This is a genomic window from Rhodopila sp. (assembly GCF_965276935.1).
Classification (GTDB): Bacteria; Pseudomonadota; Alphaproteobacteria; order Acetobacterales; family Acetobacteraceae; genus Rhodopila.
In genome coordinates this window covers 373,598-387,790 of sequence record NZ_CBDIBS010000001.1, presented here as the reverse complement: position 1 = coordinate 387,790, position 14,193 = coordinate 373,598, and the positions used below count along the sequence as shown (strand labels likewise).

The following is a 14,193-nucleotide window of genomic DNA, read 5'->3' as shown; positions in this document are numbered from 1 at the left end:
ATTTCAGGACGTCATTCGCGATCGTTCTGGAACACCCGCCAACCGAAGTCCTTCGACATAACGTCTCAGGTCCTGTTGCTGCAACAGCGGTGAACGGGCGGCGGCTTCACGCAGCGAAAAAGCCGGTTCCAGCCGCAAAAGCTCGTCTCGCAATGGGGTCGCCTCCCGTGTGGCGTGAAGCTGTCCCAGAGCGGCAAGCAATCCCTTGTAGGTCGAGGAAAAACCGGGATGAACAGCACGCGCCCTTCTACCCAGCCGAGCCGCGGCTTCATATTCACCGGTCAGCAGGAACGGCATGACGAGCGCCATGTCAAAAAAGAAGCCGTGCGGATCCCGTGGCGATATTTGCTGCGCACGCTGAATGCGCTGAATGGCCTCGGTATGCTGACCCATGTAACTATGAGCCAAACCGGAGTAGCACCATGCCAACGCGAGGTTCGGGTTAAGTTGGATAGCCCGTTCATGCAGCCATAGCGCTGCTTGAGCTTCCTTGTGCAGAAACGCCCGGACATGCCCTGCCACGGCAAAGCCGCGGGCATCAGTGGGATCAAGCACGACCGCACGTTGTGCCAAATGGCCAGCCCGTTGGACTGCCTGTGTTGGGTCCGCTTCCCAGCCCTGGCCAACCATCAGAAGATGCCAATAGGCAAGCCATGAGTGACAGGCGGGGTTGGACGGATCCAACGTCAGCGCGCTTTCCAGCAAGGGGCCCGCCGCCCGGAACTGCGCTTGATCCAGTCGATAGATAGCTGGAATGGCACGCAGCATCAGATCATAGGCGGTCGGGTCGATTTTGGGGCGAGACGCCGCTTCTTGTCCCTCCCAAACCAGAAGCTCCGGCGCGACCTGCGCAGCGGTTTCGGAAGCAATCTGGTCCTGTAGGCTCAAAAGATCGGGCATCCGGCCGTCGAAACGACGTGCCCAGGCCATTTCGCCGGAACCTCGCATGTTGACCACGCGCGCCAGGACGCGAATTTCGTCCCCTTTCCTGCGCAGGCTGCCTTCGAGCAGAAAATCTAGATTGAACTGCTGCCAGCGTGATGTCTGTTCGAACGGAGCGTCGGCCAAGGCAGCGATGGATGCCGGCGCAACGCAGGTGATCCAGCGGAACGGAGAGAACGCCCGGGTGATTTCTTCGGCCAGGCCGAGCGCGAAGGCGCTGGCTTCCGATGATCCAATGGTTCTGAAAGCCATGACGCCCAGCCGGATGGCATTGCTGCGAACGGTCGCGACTTCCGGCTGCGGGTCGGCAGCCTTAATCCTCGCGGGCAATCCACGTCCGGCAGGATACGACTCAAGGAACCGCAACCGCGAGGTGGTGACACGGGCGTCCGCCAGGAGTTGCTCCGTCTCGGTGGAAAAAGTCTCCCTCTTGAGGATGCCTCCTACCACGCGCACGAGATCGGATGCCTGATACGGCTTCAGCAAAATCTCGAAGCATCGGCTGCTTGCGCGGGCTTTTTGATCGGCTACGTTGGCGGAGCCCGACGTGACCAACGGGTGGAGGCCTGGCCGCAGACGGCATGCCTCGGCTGCAAGATCAATGCCACTGACGCCGCCAGGAAGCTCGACCTCGGTGAGCAGCAGATAGATCGGCTCGTCTGAAACCAGATGTGCCAGGGCGCCGGAAGCGTTTGTCGTCGGAAGCGCATGATAGCCGGAATTGCTCAGGATTTCGCAGACTGTTGTCCGAAGATCCGGGTCTGGTTCGACCACAAGGATCGTTCGATTGTTTCCGGCGGGCACCGGATCATTCGTCGGCGACGGAGCATCCGGATCAACTCTCCGGGCACGCGGTAGAAACAGTGACACGGTTGTGCCAAATCCGACGGCACTTTTCAGTTCGACCCAGCCGCCGGACTGACTTACGAAGCCTTGCACCTGTGCAAGCCCTAGTCCGCTTCCCTTGCCGATCGGTTTGGTAGTGAAGAACGGCTCAAAAACCTTTTCCAGCAGATCGGCGGGAATGCCGTTTCCGGTGTCCTTCACATCGGTCTGGACATAGTCGCCGGCGGACCTTCCACGTGCCCGCGCCGTCTCGGCATTAACCAGCCGGTTACGGCAGGAAATCGAGATATCGCCACCCACTGGCATCTCATCGCGGGCATTTATCACCAGGTTTAAGATCGCCGACTCAAGCTGCCCTGGGTCAACCTGGCAGTTCCAAAGCTCTGGTTCTGAAACGAGAAGGATACGGGCCGTCTCGCCGGCCGCCTGGCCGAGCATTTCATGCACGGCGGAAATGGCCTGATAGACTGATATCGTCTCGGGCCGCAGCATCTGCTTGCGAGAGTAAGACAGCAATTGGTTGGCCAGCCGGGCGCCTCGTTCCGCGGCGCGTTCGATCATTTCCGCACGCCGCACCGCCTGCTGATCGTCGCGATTCTCGGCGTTCATTCGCAGGGCGGTGGCGTTGCCCAGCACAACGGTCAGCAAATTGTTGAAATCGTGAGCCACACCGCCGGTCAATCTGATCAGCGCCTCCGTCTTCTGCGCCTGGTACAGCGCCTCCCCAGGCTGATCGAAGACCTGGTAAAGCAACGCCGCCGGTTCGGCATCGGCTGTTTGGCTTGGCCTGAAAATGTGTCTCAGGGATAAAGCGAAATCATGAGGGACAATACGAGATGCGGTACGAAAAGCCTGACCAATAGCAGAAAGTTTTCGCACCTAGGGCCTTCTTAAGGTTGATGTCAGGTGCATGTTACAACTATCGGTGGCGTTGTTCCAGTTCAATGCATCATGAAATAGGTCTCTCGGCTTGAAGCCTTCCGTGAAGCGTCGCGGGATTGCCCGGCGGTCGAGTTACGAAACCGGCGCTGCCACGTTGACCAACTGACGCAGCCGCGCTGCTCCGGCGGGACCTTTGATCGCTTCTCGCCAACTTGCCTCGGCGACACGCTGATGCGCCGCAATCGCCTCATCGGCACCGGTGATCATGGCGACGCCAGTCTGGGCGCTGGGATGCGTGTCGGTGCGGAATGGATTGATCGCCAGGCTGACCCGGTCGCGCGCGCGGAGGATTTCGAACGATGTACTGGGTGGCGCTCCCGCGAGCAGGCCAAACTGCAGACCCATCGGCTCGGTCTCCATCAGGTTGGCGATGTTTTCCACCTCGGTGACCGCGACGTCACGGCAGATCCGCCGCACCCGGTCGGACACATGCATGCTGGACACGATGCCAACCTCGATCAGCCGCTGAACCGCCGGCAGCGAGACCATGGCGATAATCCCCGGCCGGCGCATCGCGTACATCCGCTTGCGCGCCGCCAGAATTCCAAGCACCTGCTCGGCCAGGCTGCGCATCGACATGCGGTCCGGCCCGACCTGATCGGCGGTTTCCTCAAACGCCTCGGCCAATGCCGAATCATAAGCATCCGACGTGGTCAGATAACACAGCGGTCCAGACAATTGCAGGATCTGGTCGGCGGTTTCCTCGACCTGGCGCGTCCGCTCATAGTAGCCGATCGGCCGGTTGTAGTACTCGACGCCAATGCCAAGCAGCGAGAGCGGCGAAATTTTCAGCAGTTCCGCGAGCCGCTTGATCGTGTCGAGCTTAATGACCTCGCCCTTCTCATACCGGTAGAGCGCGGCACGCGACACGCCAAGCCGAGCGGCGATCTCTTCGGCGCGCAGGCCGGACTCGAGACGATAGGCCCGAAGCTGCTGGCCAATCTCGGTAAAACGCATGGACATGGAGCGTGACCCTTGTGCAACCTGCGCGGGTTATACGCTGTGAACTGAATACTCAGCAAAAACAGCAGCCATTTAATCCGGGTTTTTTTGATAATCTTGAAACGGAACTGTCTCATATCCCGGATGGCACGCATAGTTTATGCACAAAACGCTGCTAATCTCAACCCCTTTTCATGACGTGCGACTCGTTGCGGGCCAGCGTTATTTACGCCTTCGCCGGTCGGATGGCGTGGTCGGCCAACCCTTCAATCACCGTGATCAGCGCGGAATGGTCCAGTTCACCGCCGCCATGCGCAATGCAGGAGGCGAACATCTGCTGCGCCACCGCGGTATTCGGCAGCGCCAGGTTGAGTATCTTGGCTGATGACAACGCCAGCGCGAGATCCTTCTGATGCAGCTTGATCTTGAATCCCGGGTTGAACGTCCCTTTGATCATCCGCTCCGCATGCAACTCCAGAATCCGGGAGGATGCGAATCCACCCATCAAGGCGGCCCTCACCTTGGCCGGATCGGCCCCGGCCTTGGAAGCGAAGACCAGCGCCTCCGACACCGCCTGGATGTTCAATGCCACCATGATCTGGTTTGCCACCTTGCAGGTCTGCCCGGTGCCGTTTTCAGGGCCGACATGGGTAATGTTCTTGCCCATCAGATCGAACAGCGGCTTGGCCCGGGCGAAGGCTGGATCCGGACCACCAACCATGATCGTCAGGCTTCCCTGCTGCGCCCCAACCTCGCCGCCTGACACTGGGGCATCCAGATAGTCACAACCCTTCTCGTTGACCCGCTGGGCGAAGACCTTGGTTTCAATCGGGCTTATCGAGGACATGTCGATCAGCAGGCCGCCCTTCTGCAAGCTCTGCGCCGCGCCATCAGCGCCGAACAGCACCGCTTCCACGTCCGGTGTGTCGGGCAGCATCAGGATGACAAGCTCCGACGCGGCGGCAACCGCCTGCGGCGTCGCAACGACTTTGGCGGCCGAACGCACCTCTTCGGTCAGGCTGGCGCGCTCAGGCACGATTAATTCATGGCCTGCGTTCTTCAGGTTCAGCGCCATCGGGCGCCCCATGATCCCCAGGCCGATAAATCCAATTTTCATGTGACGCTCTCCTCCATAAGCCGGCTCATCCGCCCAACGTTGGGTATTGACGCTGTGACGGTTGTCCATTGAACGCAGGGCTGGGGCGGGTTGGCCTCAACGCCGTCGGCATCAGACGCCGAACTGGTCGCGCCAGCCTAGTCCGGCGACAGTCTCCCCCGCCGGGCGATATTCGCAGCCGACCCAGCCTTGGTAGCCGAGTTGATCCATGCGGCGAAAGACGAAGGGCCAGCCGATCTCGCCAGTGCCTGGTTCGTTACGGGCGGGCACGTCGGCGATCTGCATGTGCGCGATCACCGGCATGAACTGCTCCATGCGCCGGGTGATGTCGCCCTCGGTGACCTGAACATGGTAGACATCGAACTGTAGGCCGACGCGATCGGCGCCGATCGCCTGGATGATCTCGGCACCCTGCGCCTGGGTATTGAGAAAATAGCCGGGCATGTCGTGATGATTGATTGGTTCGATCACCAGACGCACGCCGGCGGGCTTGGCCTGTTCGGCGGCCCAGGCGAGGTTGGCGGCATACACCGCGGTCGCCGTGGTCATCGATACACCGGCTGGCAGCAGACCTGCCATGCAGTGGACCTGGCGGCAATCCAGCGCGGCGGCGTAATCCAATGCCTTCTTGACCGACTCGTGAAACTCGGCCTGCCGGCCAGGAAGACTGGCCATGCCACGTTCGCCGTTTGCCCAATCGCCTGGTGGCATGTTGAACAGCACCTGTGTCAGCCCCTCGCCGGACAGGCGGCGGCGCAGTTCCCCGGCGGCGTATTCATAGGGGAACAGGAACTCGACGCCCTCGAAGCCGGCGGCGCGGGCCGCGGCGAAGCGCTCGAGGAACGGAACCTCATTGAACATCATCGACAGATTGGCGGCGAAACGCGGCACGGTTCATCCTCCCGGTTCTGATTTGGTGTTGGTTCGCGCCGGCAGGACCCTTGTCTGGCGGGTTCACCGGCGGCAGAAGCAGCCTTCGGCGGAAGACGCTATAGGTGACCGGATGGATTGGCTAGTATCGGCTGCGCGAAAGCCAACACGCTGACAGCGGATAACCAGTCGATCCGCCGACGGATGGTCGTCGCCCGGATTTGCCGCCGTATCGCGGCGGCTTGCAACCGCCGGTGTGCTGGCTGAACGGAGAGCTATGATCGCCGAACGAATTCTGATGGGCCTGCTGCTGGGCGGGGTGGCGATCGGCTGCGTGCTGGTGCTGTATCCGTTTTTCTCCGCCCTGCTCTGGGCGGGTATCCTGGTCTACACCACGTGGCCGGTCTTCGAGTGGCTGCGGCTGCACCTTCGCCTGAAACGCATCTGGGCAGCCGGGCTGATGGTGGCACTGACAGCCATCGTCCTGGTGCTGCCGCTTGGCGTCGCCGCACCCGGCGGCGCCGATGACGTCGGCCACCTCCGTCATATCGTGATGGACGCACTCCGCGCCGGGCTGCCGGATGCGCCACTGTGGGTGTTCGATATCCCGCTGGTCGGCAACACGGTGGGTGATCTCTGGAACCGCTGGGCCGCCGACATCAGCGGCATGCTAGAGGCGCTGCGTCCATACTTCGGCATTATCCTGGAAGGCGGCCTCAGCCTGCTGCTGGGCATCGCCAACGGGGTGCTGATGTTCCTGCTGGCGTTGTTCGTCGCCTTCTTCTTCTATGTCTATGGCGAGCCGGTGGCCGACAGGCTGCGGCTGATCCTGCACCGGATCGCTGGCGTGCAGGCCGACCGCCTTATTGTGGTGACCGGTGCGACCGTCCGCGGCGTGGTTTATGGCATCCTTGGGACGGCGGTGGTGCAGGGCATTCTGACAACATTCGGACTATGGATAACCGGCGTCCCGAGGCCGGTGCTGCTTGGCACGATTGCCGGGCTGTTGTCGGTACTGCCGATCGGCGCGCCCGTGGTGTGGATCCCGGCGGCGATCTGGCTGATGAGCAGCGGCCATCTCGGGCGGGGCATTTTCCTGATCGTGTATGGCGGCGGTGCGATTACCGGTGCCGACAGCCTGATCCGGCCGTGGTTCATCTCCCGCGGCGCACAGCTTCCCTTCCTGCTGACGGTGCTGGGCGTGCTGGGGGGCGCGCTGGCATTCGGGCTGCTGGGCATATTCCTGGGGCCGGTGCTGCTGGGGATCGGCTACACTCTGGTCAACGAATGGGCGCGGGGCGCCGATCCCAGGACGGCAGCGGTCGATCATTAGAAATTTGCCGGCGCTGTTGCTGGCGGCATAAGCGGCGTAGTCGGGCATGCCCAAGACGCCGTGGACCGATCCGACCAGGATCACCGAGGCGCCGCTTGTCAGGTAGGGTGCCGCAGCCTGCACCGTCAGAAACACGCCGGTGGCGTTGACGGTCATGATCCGCTCGAACTGTTCGGCCGTGGTCTGCCCGACCGCCGTCAGGCCGGAGATGCCGGCACCGGCCAGCACGATGTCCAGGTGGCCGAATGTCTCGCCTGCTGTACGGCTAGCCTGCTCGTTGGCGGCGGACGAAATGACGCATCGGCTTGCAAGTAAGCTGGGCTGTTTCCAGGCGCCTACGTCACGTGTCGTCAGCGACTAGGCCGCGCGCCTGATTGTTCCTGGCGTGATGCGAGCTGCCCCGTTTCAATCCGTCCCGGAACAGCGTCAGCCGTTGCGATGTTGATCGCGAGGCTGGCCCCAAGGCAAGAAAAAGATGCCGATCCTGCGACCAGCTCCTTCGGCCATCCGGCTGGCTGAGGTCAGCCTCCCAGAGCGTTGTTCTCGAAAGCGATGTTCTGGGGCTTTGGTATCGCAAAGCTGCGGTCGATATGCCCGGTGGCCATCCTGCTCTGCTGGGTAGCGGGCGTGTTCTTGAAGAACGCGCCGTCACTTGAGGCGTCGCTGGCAAAGGCTGAAGAGATGCCAATTGTAAGAACAGCGGCGGCAAGAATCATGGTCTTCATCGTTGGTTTCCTTGGTGACAATCAGGGCTTCCCGAATCTGATTGGGTCGGCCCGAACTATGTGTCAAAGATGAACCTCAGCTTAGGACTTTATAATCTGGCTTTCTGGCACAAGATTAATGCGAAAGTCGCAGTAATCAACCAAGATGCCTTTTCTCGACCTCACCCCTGACGCATCCACCGGAAATCGCTACGCTTCGCTGACAAGAACGTTCCTGAACGCATTCGACCATATAGTAGGACGAACCGATGTTCGCCGTCGTCTTCGAGGTCAACCCTCGCGCCGAGCGCTGGAGCGATTATTTGGGTCATGCGGCTATGCTGCGGCCCGAGCTGCTGAAGATCGACGGCTTTATCGCGAATGAGCGCTATGGCAGCCGCGGCCGTCCTGGATGGCTGGTATCGCTGTCGATCTGGCGTGACGAAAAGGCGCTGGTTCGCTGGCGGACGCATGCCCTGCATAGCAAGATCCAAGGCAAGGGTCGCTTGGAGATCTTTAGCGACTATCATCTGCGCGTGGGCGAGATCGTGATCGACACCCATCTGGAACCTGAAGCCCTGCTGGTGCAGCAGCGCTTCGATATCACGCAAGCCAGCGAAGCCAAGGTCGTCATCGCGACCGAGCAACCGCTCGAAGCTCTCAATCCGCGAGCCGCGCCAATGCCTGGCCTGCTGGGATCCGACACCTTCGACAGCCTCACGCGCCCAGGGGACGGGCTGAATCTGACCTCATGGCGTGATCTGGTCGCGGCCCAGGCCGGACTGGCCGCCATGCAGGGGCGGCACCGCGTCGTGCGGGTCATTCGCGACTACGGCATGTTTGTTCGTGAGGAAGCCCCGCAATACTATCCGCCGGTCGGTTCGAGGCAGACGCCATGACAGTCCCGGCGGCGCAGCGGGACGTCGCGCGGTTCCTGTCCACGCTGTCCGGATCCCCGGCATCGGAAACGCATATCTCGGCGGTGTTCGTCGGCGGCGACACGGTGTGGAAGCTGAAGAAGGCGGTCCGGCTGCCGTTCCTGGACTTCACCAGCATCGACGCGCGGCACCATTTCCTGATGCGGGAACTGGAACTCAACAAGCCCGCGGCACCCGGTATCTATCGTGACATTGTCGCCGTCGTTCGAACCCCCGACGGCACGCTGGCTATCAACGCCGAGGGCGCGGCGGGAGCGCCGGTAGACTGGGTGCTGCGCATGGCGCGTGTACCAGAGCCGGACTTCCTTGATGTCATCGCGGAGCGCGGCGCGCTGACACCAAAACTGCTCGACGCGCTCGGCGATTGCGTCGCCCTCTACCACGCTCGCCTGCCGCCGATATCGGATTGGGACAGCGCCGCCGCGTTGCTGCACACCACCCACGGCAACGCCGACGCCGCGCGGGCAGCGGAACTGCCAGCAGCCGAGGTCGAGGATTGGCAGCGTCGCATCGAGGCCGGCCTTCGCACACACGGTCCATGGTTGAACGAACGCGCCGCAACCGGCTTCGTCCGCCGCTGCCATGGCGACCTGCATCTGGGCAACCTATGTCTTTGGCAAAGCGAGCCTGTCGCCTTCGACGCGCTGGAATTCGACGAGGCGATGGCGACGACCGATGTCGGCTACGACCTGGCGTTCCTGCTGATGGACCTGGACCATCGGGTCGATCGTGCCGCGGCGAACCGGGTAATGAACCGTTATCTGGCCCGCACCGGCGATGTCTCGGCGATGCGGGGCCTGCCGCTGTTCCTGTCCGAGCGGGCGATGATCCGAGCCCACGTATCCGCGTCCTCGGATCGCAAGGATGCCATACGGCCGTATCTGACAGCGGCGCATCAGTATCTGTCCCCACCACCGGCCCTCGTGCTGGCGATCGGCGGCCTGCAGGGCAGCGGCAAATCCACATTGGCCCGCCTGCTGGCACCTGATCTCGGCGCCGCGCCAGGTGCGGTGGTGCTGCGCAGCGATGAAATCCGCAAGCGGTTGCACGAGGTGTCGCCAGAGGCGCGGTTGCCACCGAACGCCTATTCGGACAAGGCCAACGCGGCGGTCAACGCCATGCTGCTTGATCAGGCAAGGCAGGTGGCGGAAGCGGGCCATGTGGTCATCCTGGATGCCACGTTCATCGACCCCCAGATGCGACGCGCGGCCGCGGCCGCGGCACGCAACGCCTCGGCTCCGTTCGTCGGCGTGTGGCTGGACGTTTCGCTGCCCGAGTTGGAAAAGCGCGTCGCCGCGCGTCGTGATGATGCGTCGGATGCGACGCTCGCGGTGCTACGGCAGGCGGCGGCCACGCATGCCAAGCCGCGTGACTGGCTGAAACTGGATGGCAAAGACATGGCATTGGCGGTGACAGGAACACGCCAGGCCATCGCCGCACGGATTGCCCAGCCGGTTTGACACCAACCGGTGCCTGAGCGCTTACCCCAGACCAGGGTTCTGTGTACCCTCTTACCATAAAATGAGAGGTGTCCGCCTCAACCAGGTGTCGGTCGTCAGTTGGTCCACCACGAAGCGAGCAACATCGGCGCGTGCTATCTTGCCGCCGTGGACGCCTGCCAGATCGGCGACGGCCCTGACGTTCCCACGGGGTGGCTCATTGTTGAGCACGGCGGGCCGGACGATGACCCAATCGAGTGAGCTGGCGCGGATCGCGGCTTCCTGGCGGTCCTTGTCCTTGTAAACGTTGCGGAGCAGCAGCGGCAGGATCAGCCGGTCGTTAAGGAACCCGCCGTGACCACGACTGTCCCCAGCCCCCATGCCGGTGATGCAAACCAACCGTCGCGCGCCGCTTCGTATCATCGCGGCGACCAGGGCGCGTGTAGCGGTAGACAGCAGGGTGACCTCACGGAATGGGCTCAGGCCGGTGCCTAACGCGCTGATGACGGCATCGCAGCCATCCAGGGCCCTCGACAGGGCGGCTTCGTCACGAGCATCGCCCTCAATCACGTCTGCTGCTGGAAGGTCACGGGCGCGCGCTTTCGAGCGCACCAGGGCCACAACCGAGTCACCTTTCGCCAGCGCGTTCCGGACGATCAGCCGTCCGGTTCCGCCCGTTGCACCCAACACAAGAACCTTCATGTTTGACCTCGATCTTTCCTGGCACTTGCACCCCAGTTCACGAGCGCGAAGGGGGACCAGCGCGGTTCATCGTCCACCAGCCTCCGGCGTCGGGGGCGAGCCTGCAACCGCTGCTTCACTGGCTGTCGCAGAACCTGCACCGAGACCCCGATGTGGGTGAGATTGCCCAGCGGGCGGTCGTGTCGCCTCGCACCTTGAGCCGGCATTTCCGGCAGCAGGTTGGCGCCACGTTGCTGCAATGGCTGCTCGCCGCTCACGTACGACGCGCGCAGATTCTGCTGGAAACCACGGGCATGTCCGTTGAGCAGGTTGCGGCCCAGAGCGCCTTCGGGTCCGCCACGATGCTGCGGGAACGCTTCGCGAAATTGGTTGGCACGACGCCCATGGCCTATCGCCGCGCGTTCAGAGTGGGTGGCTCGTCCCGCGGCATCCCGGTGAACCTACCTGCTGCCAAATAAGGCTAACTGAGATCGTTAGTCTACCGGGGTAGGCTCCAATGAGGCAATGTCGAGCAGCGGCTTGCCGCCGGTCCTGCGTTCCTCCACATCGGCGTGTGCCAGTCCAACCTGTTCCATGGCGTAGCGCCTGCCCAGCGGCAGCGACAGCGTGCCATCGGCGAGCCCGGCGTAAAGCGCGGCCGCGCGCGCCTGTATGGAGTCCGCGTCGGACAGGTGGTCCTTCAACCGCGGGCGGGTCAGATAAAGTGACCCGGCTTCACCCAACTCGGCCGGGTTGAAGTCGTCCACGGCGCCGCCCGACGCCCCAAAGCTCACCACCAGCCCCTGCTTGCGCGTCACCTTGAAATCGTCGCGCAGCGTCGGCTTGCCGACGGAGTCGAACACCACGTCCACCCCGGCGCCACCGGTCTGCGCGAGCAACGGTGCGACGAAGCCGCCTTGGCCTGACAGGAACACATCCTGGGCGCCGCGTTCGCGCGCGATCCGCTTCTGGTCCTCGGCGCGGACCGTGCCGTAAACGGTGGCCCCTAGACGCGCCGCGAAGCCGACCAGGAGTTGCCCCACCCCTCCCGCCGCCGCGTGCACCAGGCAGGACCGTCCGGGCCCGAGGCGGCCGACGTCCGTTGCCAGGTAGTGGGCGGTAAATCCCTGGAATGTTGCGGCGGCGGCAAGCGCAAGCGGCACGGCTTGTGGCACGTGGACAAGCTGCCAGGCCGGCACGACGGCGAACTCGGCATGGCTGTTCCAGACGAGGCAGTAGGCGACCCGGTCGCCGGGGCGGAACCCGGTCACGCCGGCACCGACCCGCTCCACCGTTCCCGCCCCTTCCATGCCGATGGTGGTCGGCAGGCGGACGGAGTAGGTCTGCGAGTTCGCGAACACGCCCTTGCGCGTTCCCACGTCCATCACGTTGATCCCGGCATGGGCCATCCGCACCAGCACCTCGTCCGCGCCGGGATCGGGCACCGGGATGTCTTGCAGCCGGAGCACTTCCGGTCCGCCGTACTGCTCGATGCGGATGGCCTTCATGTCGTCATCCTTTCCCGCGCCGGACGCGTGTCCTCGGTTTCTTGGGCCGCGGCGGACTCCGAACGCTGCCAGGCTATATAGGTTGAGGTCGGGTCGCGTAATTCCAGCGGAGCCTCTCTTGCCTTCGACGAAGCCACAGCAGCAAACTCTGCTGATCGATTGCCCTACGGGGTCGTGTCAGCGCACCAGCCACCGCAATGAACGCCGAAGCGCTTCCGTGCCATTGGTCTCGAACCATCGTCCGTGGGCGAAGATAACCCGTTCCGGCCGAAGGTCGAGCAATCGTGACGCCGCGTGCGATGCGGACCGCCGCCGCAGCTTGATCAGCGCCCGCAGGTAGGGCGGCGGCATGCCATCAGGCGCCGTGCTGCCGAACAGCTCAACGATTGGACGCAACAGGACCGGAAGTTTCGCTGGTTCCAGATTCAAGACAAGGTCAGTGAGCACCAATGTGCGTGATGGCCGATGAAACAACGCGGCCTCATGGAATTTCATGCCGCCCGGCACCATCACCAGTGTGATCGCGTCGCCCCAGGCATACGGCGCGGTCTCGCCCAGGACAAAATCGATCTGTATGCCACTGTTTCGCACCTGCGACCGCTCTCGCAGGCCGGGCGCGGCCCAGGTGATGGCATTGGGATAGGCGCGCTGCCAATCACCCAGGAAGGTCCAGTGCGCCATGTTGGGCGCTACCAGATGGGTGACACGCCCTAAAGCCTGGAGTTCGCGCTTCAGGCCCTCGGTGAACCGGGTGGGAGAGTGCAGCAGCAGGTCGCCGCTTGCCAGCCGGATCACCGTCATGCGCGCCGGCAGGACCTTCCCCAGTAAGCCGCCCAAGGCACTTTCGACAATGAAGACGTCATGCGCCACCGGGCGAGGCGTGTCGAGCGGCGGGTACGTTGCCGGTTGGTCTCGACTAGGACCGCTTGCGACAGTCGTATCGCTTAGCGCGACCACCGCGAGTTCCGACAGACCCACGACGACCAGCAGCGCGCGTTCGGCTGTCGTCGCCCGCCGCATCATCAGGCCGATCGCAAGGAGTGCGGTGCCGCCGATCGCGTCGAGCGCCAGGTGCTGCGGCATCGTCAGCCACGGACGCAGCCCTGCTCCATAATCCGTTACCGCCGCATAGCTCGCATGGTATGCTCCGGCGGCCCCAAGCGTTGTGCGTACAGGCGGCGACAAGGAACCTGACGCCGAGGCGCTGCCCAAGGACGCGGCGACGCCCCAGTCGATCAGCCCATGCAGCCGGGAGGAAATCATGCTCTGCCGCCTATCTGATAGCGCCTCATGGCAACCGTCGGCCGCCGGAGTCGCCGCCATTGGCCAGCGCAACATGATCATCCCATTGCTTCACCATGGCACCAACTCCCGCGACACCGGTGTCGCTGGCCTGACAACGTCTTGGCTGCAGGTCTGTTGCAGGAACGGTGCCGCATCTCCACGTTTGTGAAACATGTGAAGCCACATGCCCGCCTTCCAAATTAATAATGCACGGGACTAGCCGGATCAGGACGAGCTGGCATGAACACCGCGGGACCGGGCCAGGTCTTCGAAGCGATCCCTGATGTCAAGGAGCGTGGGAAGTCCCAGCCGATTGAGCTCGGCGTGGACCTTCTTCGCCGGCCGCGATGTCAGGTCGCGCCTGAAGTTGACCAGCACCTCTTCGGCCGAACCATAAGCGCGGTAGCGCTCGATTTCCGCGCGTGTGGCCTGCTGCAAGTGTTCCAGAACGGGCCGATCCGCGTCTTCAAGTGTGTCCGGCCTCGCTTTCATGACCGGATCAAGAACCTCGTTGATGACGAACTCAGCCAGTGCGTGCTTGGCGTCTTTCGGCATGAGTTTCGATCTCCCTGAAATGACATCGTATCGGCACGGCCGCTGATACCGCTCGGTTCTACAGCGGTGACTGGTAGCGGAACGCGGCACTC

13 protein-coding genes and 1 pseudogene are annotated in these 14,193 nt (G+C 63.1%); 4 read left to right on the top strand and 10 right to left on the bottom strand.

What is annotated here, in order from left to right; translation table 11 throughout:
- Positions 1 to 3 precede the first annotated feature (3 nt).
- The 4 genes from ACQY4S_RS01780 to otnI all read right to left on the bottom strand — a co-directional run bounded on the left by ACQY4S_RS01780 (position 4) and on the right by otnI (position 5,680).
- Positions 4 to 2,469, bottom strand: a complete 2,466-nt coding sequence (locus ACQY4S_RS01780; RefSeq protein ID WP_428483459.1) for an ATP-binding protein — start codon at positions 2,467 to 2,469, stop codon at positions 4 to 6.
- Positions 2,470 to 2,802: 333 nt separating this feature from the next.
- Complete coding sequence (locus ACQY4S_RS01775) at positions 2,803 to 3,687, bottom strand: helix-turn-helix domain-containing protein (RefSeq protein WP_428483723.1); 885 nt, start codon at positions 3,685 to 3,687, stop codon at positions 2,803 to 2,805.
- Between the two features lie 211 nt (positions 3,688 to 3,898).
- On the bottom strand, positions 3,899 to 4,858 hold the full coding sequence (locus ACQY4S_RS01770; protein ID WP_428483458.1) for a 2-hydroxy-3-oxopropionate reductase: 960 nt from the start codon (positions 4,856 to 4,858) through the stop codon (positions 3,899 to 3,901).
- Between the two features lie 42 nt (positions 4,859 to 4,900).
- A complete protein-coding gene (gene otnI / locus ACQY4S_RS01765) occupies positions 4,901 to 5,680 on the bottom strand; it encodes a 2-oxo-tetronate isomerase (RefSeq protein ID WP_428483457.1) in 780 nt (259 codons plus the stop codon).
- Between the two features lie 256 nt (positions 5,681 to 5,936).
- Between otnI and ACQY4S_RS01760 the strand changes: the two genes are divergently transcribed.
- On the top strand, positions 5,937 to 6,992 hold the full coding sequence (locus tag ACQY4S_RS01760) for an AI-2E family transporter (protein ID WP_428483456.1): 1,056 nt from the start codon (positions 5,937 to 5,939) through the stop codon (positions 6,990 to 6,992).
- Between the two features lie 12 nt (positions 6,993 to 7,004).
- On the opposite strand, the pseudogene ACQY4S_RS01755 reads toward ACQY4S_RS01760, so the two are convergent.
- Both ACQY4S_RS01755 and ACQY4S_RS01750 read right to left on the bottom strand, forming a co-directional pair.
- Positions 7,005 to 7,286, bottom strand: a pseudogene (locus ACQY4S_RS01755) (SDR family NAD(P)-dependent oxidoreductase); the annotation flags it as partial.
- Between the two features lie 227 nt (positions 7,287 to 7,513).
- The gene (locus ACQY4S_RS01750; RefSeq protein ID WP_428483455.1) at positions 7,514 to 7,717 is read right to left on the bottom strand and encodes a hypothetical protein; all 204 of its coding nucleotides are present in this window, start codon (positions 7,715 to 7,717) and stop codon (positions 7,514 to 7,516) included.
- Between the two features lie 248 nt (positions 7,718 to 7,965).
- On the opposite strand from ACQY4S_RS01750, the gene ACQY4S_RS01745 reads away from it, so the two are divergent.
- Entirely contained in the window at positions 7,966 to 8,595 is a 630-nt protein-coding gene (locus ACQY4S_RS01745; RefSeq protein ID WP_428483453.1) for an antibiotic biosynthesis monooxygenase family protein, read from the top strand.
- Positions 8,592 to 10,094: an AAA family ATPase gene (locus tag ACQY4S_RS01740; RefSeq protein WP_428483452.1), complete on the top strand. Its 1,503-nt coding sequence runs from the start codon at positions 8,592 to 8,594 to the stop codon at positions 10,092 to 10,094. The genes ACQY4S_RS01745 and ACQY4S_RS01740 overlap by 4 nt, the downstream gene beginning before the upstream one ends.
- Positions 10,095 to 10,145: 51 nt before the next feature.
- Here ACQY4S_RS01740 and ACQY4S_RS01735 read toward each other — a convergent pair whose 3' ends face one another.
- Entirely contained in the window at positions 10,146 to 10,775 is a 630-nt protein-coding gene (locus ACQY4S_RS01735) for an NAD(P)-dependent oxidoreductase (RefSeq protein ID WP_428483451.1), read from the bottom strand.
- A 2-nt stretch (positions 10,776 to 10,777) separates the two neighbouring features.
- On the opposite strand from ACQY4S_RS01735, the gene ACQY4S_RS01730 reads away from it, so the two are divergent.
- A complete protein-coding gene (locus ACQY4S_RS01730; protein ID WP_428483450.1) occupies positions 10,778 to 11,233 on the top strand; it encodes a helix-turn-helix domain-containing protein in 456 nt (151 codons plus the stop codon).
- 15 nt (positions 11,234 to 11,248) lie between these two features.
- Here the strand turns inward: ACQY4S_RS01730 and ACQY4S_RS01725 are convergent, their stop codons facing one another.
- The 3 genes from ACQY4S_RS01725 to ACQY4S_RS01715 all read right to left on the bottom strand — a co-directional run bounded on the left by ACQY4S_RS01725 (position 11,249) and on the right by ACQY4S_RS01715 (position 14,101).
- The gene (locus tag ACQY4S_RS01725; RefSeq protein ID WP_428483449.1) at positions 11,249 to 12,262 is read right to left on the bottom strand and encodes a quinone oxidoreductase family protein; all 1,014 of its coding nucleotides are present in this window, start codon (positions 12,260 to 12,262) and stop codon (positions 11,249 to 11,251) included.
- A gap of 177 nt (positions 12,263 to 12,439) precedes the next feature.
- Positions 12,440 to 13,525 (bottom strand): DUF4336 domain-containing protein, encoded by a 1,086-nt coding sequence (locus tag ACQY4S_RS01720; protein WP_428483448.1) that lies wholly within the window; start codon positions 13,523 to 13,525, stop codon positions 12,440 to 12,442.
- A gap of 246 nt (positions 13,526 to 13,771) precedes the next feature.
- Positions 13,772 to 14,101, bottom strand: a complete 330-nt coding sequence (locus tag ACQY4S_RS01715; RefSeq protein WP_428483447.1) for a hypothetical protein — start codon at positions 14,099 to 14,101, stop codon at positions 13,772 to 13,774.
- Positions 14,102 to 14,193 lie beyond the last annotated feature (92 nt).

Bases quoted from the DNA above. Each gene is read 5' to 3' on its own strand.
- ACQY4S_RS01775 (WP_428483723.1), bottom strand. From the start codon at position 3,687: ATGCGTTTTACCGAGATTGGCCAGCAGCTTCGGGCCTATCGTCTCGAG.
- ACQY4S_RS01770 (WP_428483458.1), bottom strand. From the start codon at position 4,858: ATGGACAACCGTCACAGCGTCAATACCCAACGTTGGGCGGATGAGCCG.
- ACQY4S_RS01760 (WP_428483456.1), top strand. From the start codon at position 5,937: ATGATCGCCGAACGAATTCTGATGGGCCTGCTGCTGGGCGGGGTGGCG.
- ACQY4S_RS01750 (WP_428483455.1), bottom strand. From the start codon at position 7,717: ATGAAGACCATGATTCTTGCCGCCGCTGTTCTTACAATTGGCATCTCT.
- ACQY4S_RS01745 (WP_428483453.1), top strand. From the start codon at position 7,966: ATGTTCGCCGTCGTCTTCGAGGTCAACCCTCGCGCCGAGCGCTGGAGC.
- ACQY4S_RS01740 (WP_428483452.1), top strand. From the start codon at position 8,592: ATGACAGTCCCGGCGGCGCAGCGGGACGTCGCGCGGTTCCTGTCCACG.
- ACQY4S_RS01735 (WP_428483451.1), bottom strand. From the start codon at position 10,775: ATGAAGGTTCTTGTGTTGGGTGCAACGGGCGGAACCGGACGGCTGATC.
- ACQY4S_RS01725 (WP_428483449.1), bottom strand. From the start codon at position 12,262: ATGAAGGCCATCCGCATCGAGCAGTACGGCGGACCGGAAGTGCTCCGG.
- ACQY4S_RS01720 (WP_428483448.1), bottom strand. From the start codon at position 13,525: ATGATTTCCTCCCGGCTGCATGGGCTGATCGACTGGGGCGTCGCCGCG.
- ACQY4S_RS01715 (WP_428483447.1), bottom strand. From the start codon at position 14,101: ATGCCGAAAGACGCCAAGCACGCACTGGCTGAGTTCGTCATCAACGAG.